This window comes from Lentzea sp. NPDC060358 (genome assembly GCF_042725365.1).
Taxonomy (GTDB): Bacteria; Actinomycetota; Actinomycetes; order Mycobacteriales; family Pseudonocardiaceae; genus Lentzea.
On the sequence record NZ_JBHXCW010000404.1, the window covers coordinates 1 to 4,083 of the forward strand.

Sequence of the window (4,083 nt, forward strand, 5' to 3'; positions counted from 1 at the left end):
CTCCCGCTCAGCGCGGAAGGGCCCTTTTCACGAGCTCAGGTGGCGTCCGGGTCGTACGGCGGGCGCTCCCCCGGTGCCAGCGGACGCTGTTCCGGCGCCGGTGGCGAGGTCGAGGCCGGGTAGCCGTTCGACTTCGTGGTGGGCTCCGGGTCCTCGAACAGGTGCTTCGCCACCGCGCGCTTCGGGTCGAAGTTGCGCAGCTCCCTCAGGTCCTCGAGGGGCTTGCGGAGCTGTTCGAACTCCGGGCCCATCTCCTGCTTGAGCTGTTCGCGGGCGCCCGTCGCGTACTCGCGGACCTGGCGGACGGTCTTGCCCAGCCAAGCCGCCGCGGACGGCAGGCGTTCGGGGCCCAGGATGAAGAGACCCGCGACCACGATGATGAGGATCTCCACCCATCCGATGCTGTCGAACACGAGTCCCAGCCTACTGGTCAGTCGGACTTGAGGGTGACGTCGAGTTTCAGCTCACGGCCTTGGCGCGCAAGAGTTACCTGCACCTTTTCACCGATTTCGTGCTCCCTGACCGCGACGACCAGTTCGGCCGCGTTGCGGACCATGCGGTCGCCGACCTTGGTGATCACGTCGCCCTCCTGGACGCCGGCGGCCGCTGCCGCGCCTCCCGCGGGGACGTTCTGCACCTGAGCGCCCTCGGAGGTCTCCGCGGACACCGACTTCACGTTGACGTTCATGTCCGCGTGCTTGACCTCGCCGTTGCGGATCAGCTCCTGGCTGATCTTGCGGGCCTGGTTGCCGGAGATCGCGAAGCCGAGGCCCACCGAGCCGCCCGTCTCGGTGCGGATCGACGAGTTGATGCCGATCAGGGCTCCACGCGAGTCGACCAGGGCGCCGCCCGAGTTGCCCGGGTTGATGGCCGCGTCGGTCTGGATCGCGTCGTAGGTGACCTGGGGGCCGCCGTTCTCGCCCGCCGCGGTGACCGGGCGGTGCAGGGCGGAGACGATGCCCTCGGTGACGGTGTTGGACAGCTGCAGCGGGGAGCCGATGGCGATCACGCTGTCGCCGACCTGGAGCTCGTCGGAGTTGCCGAACTGCAGGACGGTCGGGTTGGTGACCTCGACCTTGATCACCGCGAGGTCGGTCTTCGGGTCGCGGCCGACGACGCGGGCCTGGGCGCGGGTGCCGTCGGTGAAGACGGCGCTCAGCTTGGCCGACGAGTCCTGCGCGGCCGGGGCGACCACGTGGTCGTTGGTCAGGATGTAGCCGCCGCCCTCGATGACGACGCCCGAGCCGACGCCCGCGACGTTGGCGCCCTTGAACTCGATCGAGACGACGCTGGGCGTCACGCGCTTGGCGATGTCCGAGATCGAACCGGCCGGGCGCTCCTTGCCCTCCACGACCTCGGCCAGGGTGACCGTCGAGTCGGTCAGCGGGTTGCCCGCGCGGCCGATCAGCCAGCCGACCAGGCCGCCGACGGCGCCGAGCACCAGCGCGACCGTCAGCAGCAGCGCGAGCGCGGTGGGCTTCACGCGACGGCCGAAGAGCAGCTCGGGAATGCTCAGCTGCGGGCCGGGTTCCTGTGTGCGCTCAGGCTCGCCGGGCGGGTCCTCGCCCACGGCGGGCGGGCCGATCACGGCACCGGAGGCCGGGTCGCGCCACGGGTCGCCCGCGGGCTTGTCGCCCCAGAAGACCGGGTCGATGTCCGGGTCCGGGTCGGAGGTGGGGTGCGGCGGCCGCTGCAGCAGCTCCGGCGAGCCCTGGCGACCGAACGCGGTGACGAGGGAGTCGGGAGGCGGCGGTGCCGACTGGATCGGGGCGACGGGAACGTCACGCGCGGCGAAGGCGCCGGGAACACCGTCGGGGCGGCCGAAGGCGGTCGCGTACGCGGGGTCGACCGGCGGCTGCACCAGGGGCCGTGGCCGGAGCCTGCGATGCGCTCCGTCGTCCACTCCGGAAACGGGTGTGGACGTCTGGCCGTTGGGCGACTGCTGGCTCATCTCTCCCCGAGTTTTCCGCTAGGAGTGCTGAACTACAGCGTGCCTCACGAACAGTGAAATGGCTGTCAGGGGGTGGTCGCGAAGACCGCGCCGGCGTTCTGCGGAACGGTGGCGGGCGCGGGCGGCGCCTCGGTGTCCGGCGTGGTGAACGCGAGGGCGCTCAGCAACATGCCGCTCACGACGACCCCGGCGCCCTGACGGGCGCGGCGGCCGCTGAACCAGCCGTTGCTGCCCAGGGGTCTCGACGAGCCCAGCACCGGGCCCGCGCCGAACGCGGGCTTGTCCGTGCGCTGGACGGCGACGAACTGCCCGTCCTCGGTGATCGCGAGCCCGTCCGGAGCGGACGGCAGGTCGACCTCCTGCGGGATGGCGCCGAGCCGGTCCAGCAGCGAGGCCGGCGCCGTGGGCGCCGAGGCGGTGCGCACAGCCGCACGCGCCTGCTGCTGGGTGTAGGTCTCGAACGCGCAGAAGCCACAGCTCTGGATGTGCGCTGAAGCTCGCTCGTGGGCGGTCGAGGACAGTTCCCCGTCCACGAACGCGACCACGGCGTCCGGCAGAAGGTGCTGCTCCGGCAGGCCCCAACCACGGAGGTCGGTCATGCAGTGTCCTCCAGCAACGATTCCCGACGACGACGTTCGAGCGCGACCTTGAGGGCCTGGCGGCCCCGGTGGATCCTGCTCCTCACGGTACCCATCTTCACCCCGAGCGTGGCACCGATCTCCTCGTAGGAGAGTCCTTCCACGTCACAGAGCACGACCGCGGCGCGGAACTCCGGGGGGAGCTCGTCGAGCGCGGCCTGCAGGTCGGGGTCGAGGTGGTTCTCGTCGTAGATCTCCTCGGGGGACAGGTCGTCACCCTCGAGGCGGTCGTTGTCCTCGGGCAGCGCCTCCATGCGGACACGGCTGCGACGGCGAGCCATGTCGAGGAAGAGGTTGGTGGTGATGCGGTGCAGCCACCCCTCGAAGGTGCCCGGCTTGTACGATGCCAGCGAGCGGAAGACGCGGATGAACGTCTCCTGCGTCAGGTCCTCGGCGTCGTGCTGGTTGCCGGTCAGGCGGTACGCGAGCCGGTAGACCCTGTCCGCGTGCTCGCGGACGATGGAGTCCCACGAGGGCGGCGTCCAGTCGGCCGTCTCGATGGGCGCGACGGCCTCCGGCGAACTCGACTGCGTGCGCATCAGGTGTTTCGGCACCTCCATGTGGGCCGCCCGGCGACCCTCGTGCGGCTCAACGGACGGCGGGTCCGGCTTGTTCCCGACCAGAGCCTGGCTTGTTGCTTACTTACCTTCCCGTCTCCTCTTTAAACGATCGTGAGAACTGGCTGAGAGCACCCTGAGAATCTCGGTTCGGGCCGCGTTCACCCGTTTTGGGCACGCGGGGCACTAGCCTGCTTACCCGTGACCACGGAATCGGCCCTGAGGGAGTACGTCGAGCAGTACCTCCCCGAGGACGACGTGCACCTGGCAGCGAGAGCACGAGGCCAGGAACTGGGCTGCGTGCCCATCGGCGCGGGCGGAGGCGCCGCCCTGCGGTTCCTCGCGACCGCACTCCAGGCCCGGGCAGTGGTGGAAGTCGGCACCGGCGCGGGCACCAGCGGCCTCTACCTCCTGGCAGGCATGCCCAAGTCGGGCATCCTGACCTCGATAGACGTGGAACCGGAACACCAACGAGCGGCCCGCGAGGCCTACGCGGCCGCAGGCATCTCCCCGTCCCGCACCCGCCTGATCATGGGCAAGGCCCTGGACGTCCTCCCCCGCCTGACCGACGCGGCCTACGACCTGGTCTTCGTGGACGCCTTCAAACCGGAGTACCCGCAGTACCTGCAACACGGCGTCCGCATGCTCCGCCCGGGCGGGGTGATCGCGTTCGACAACGTCCTGTGGCACGGCGCAGTGGTGGACCCGAACAAACGAGACGACTCCACCCAGGCGATGCGAGACATCGCACGCCTGGTGAAGGAGGACGACCGCCTGGTCCCGGTCATCCTCCCGCTGGGCGACGGCCTGCTGGTCGCCGCCAGGCGACCGTAGCCGGGGCGAAGGCCGAAGGCCGAGCTGTCGAGGGCCAACGGCCCGAGCCGACCGGAGCGCAGCTCCGCGCGGTGGGTGCCCCGTCACGAGTCGCGCCACAGCC

At 70.5% G+C, this 4,083-nt stretch carries 5 protein-coding genes; 1 reads left to right on the forward strand and 4 read right to left on the reverse strand.

Annotation, left to right across the window (positions count from 1 at the left end):
• Positions 1 to 35: 35 nt before the first annotated feature.
• From tatB to sigE, 4 genes are all read right to left on the reverse strand, one after another.
• Positions 36 to 413: a Sec-independent protein translocase protein TatB gene (gene tatB / locus ACFWGZ_RS40005; RefSeq protein ID WP_382456805.1), complete on the reverse strand. Its 378-nt coding sequence runs from the start codon at positions 411 to 413 to the stop codon at positions 36 to 38.
• Positions 414 to 430: 17 nt separating this feature from the next.
• Positions 431 to 1,951, reverse strand: coding sequence for a trypsin-like peptidase domain-containing protein (locus tag ACFWGZ_RS40010; protein WP_382456806.1), 1,521 nt, complete (start codon positions 1,949 to 1,951; stop codon positions 431 to 433).
• Positions 1,952 to 2,016: 65 nt separating this feature from the next.
• Positions 2,017 to 2,550 (reverse strand): anti-sigma factor family protein, encoded by a 534-nt coding sequence (locus ACFWGZ_RS40015; protein WP_382456807.1) that lies wholly within the window; start codon positions 2,548 to 2,550, stop codon positions 2,017 to 2,019.
• Positions 2,547 to 3,128: an RNA polymerase sigma factor SigE gene (sigE, locus tag ACFWGZ_RS40020; RefSeq protein WP_236220306.1), complete on the reverse strand. Its 582-nt coding sequence runs from the start codon at positions 3,126 to 3,128 to the stop codon at positions 2,547 to 2,549. Before sigE ends, ACFWGZ_RS40015 begins: the two co-directional genes overlap by 4 nt.
• 219 nt (positions 3,129 to 3,347) lie before the next feature.
• On the opposite strand from sigE, the gene ACFWGZ_RS40025 reads away from it, so the two are divergent.
• On the forward strand, positions 3,348 to 3,980 hold the full coding sequence (locus ACFWGZ_RS40025; protein ID WP_382456808.1) for an O-methyltransferase: 633 nt from the start codon (positions 3,348 to 3,350) through the stop codon (positions 3,978 to 3,980).
• Positions 3,981 to 4,083: the final 103 nt, after the last annotated feature.